Below are 754 nucleotides of genomic sequence, written 5' to 3'. Positions count from 1 at the left end.
TGATGAACTCCGTACCTTATCGCCTTTTAACCTCACATTGATCAGACAAAATTGAATTATTTCTATTTATAATATTTCCTACAAGATCCCCAGTTTAGTACAATATCACCTCAACTTTCGAGGGCGATATGACAATAAAAATCAAGCGGTTAGACCATCATGGCATTGTTGCCGGCGTTATCGACGACTTAAATATGGTGTCCTTGTTAGACAAGCACTTGCCACAAGATGATAAGCAGGAAATCACCCCTGGCGAGGCGATTAAGGGCATGATAATGAATGGTTTAGGGTTTTCAAATCGCCCTTTGTCCCTTAGCCCTCAGTTTTTTACCAACCTTCCCATAGAGCATTTATTTCGCGAAGGTGTTGATGCATCTCACTTTAACCGTCACAAGTTAGGACGAACACTCGACCAGTGTTATGACTTTGGTTGTGAAAGATTGTTTTCATTGGTATCGCATCAGGCCTGTGAAATAGAGGCCGTAGACTGCCAATTCAAATCGCTTGATACAAAAAGTGTTGAAATTCCAGAGGCCATTAGCTATCACCACCCTAAGAGGACCCAATTATAGTTAACGTAAATTCACATTTTCAGTTATGATCCTATCCCGTAAAGCGTTAAGCATAACGATGCAGAGAAATTTGCTCACTATGTACGTGCTCATTGGGGTGTAGAGAATAATCTTCACTGGAGATTAGATATGGCATTTGACGAAGATCATTGTCGAATTCGTCAAGGATATGCAGATCAAAA

Annotated in this window: 1 protein-coding gene and 1 pseudogene; both read left to right on the top strand. The window is 40.5% G+C overall.

The annotated features are described in order from the left end of the window. The first annotated feature begins 128 nt into the window (after window positions 1–128). The gene (locus tag CXF95_RS26290) at window positions 129–572 is read left to right on the top strand and encodes a DUF4277 domain-containing protein (protein ID WP_101201411.1); all 444 of its coding nucleotides are present in this window, start codon (window positions 129–131) and stop codon (window positions 570–572) included. A gap of 57 nt (window positions 573–629) precedes the next feature. Beyond that, a pseudogene (locus tag CXF95_RS30125) lies at window positions 630–754 on the top strand (ISAs1 family transposase); the annotation flags it as partial.

The organism is Paraglaciecola sp. MB-3u-78 (assembly GCF_002835935.1).
In the GTDB taxonomy this organism is placed as follows: domain Bacteria; phylum Pseudomonadota; class Gammaproteobacteria; order Enterobacterales; family Alteromonadaceae; genus Paraglaciecola.
Note: the sequence above shows the minus strand (reverse complement) of the source record. Positions and strands in the feature narration are given on the sequence as shown.

What these genes read in the sequence shown, in the direction of transcription:
- CXF95_RS26290 (WP_101201411.1), top strand. Translation starts at nt 129, where the DNA reads ATGACAATAAAAATCAAGCGGTTAGACCATCATGGCATTGTTGCCGGC.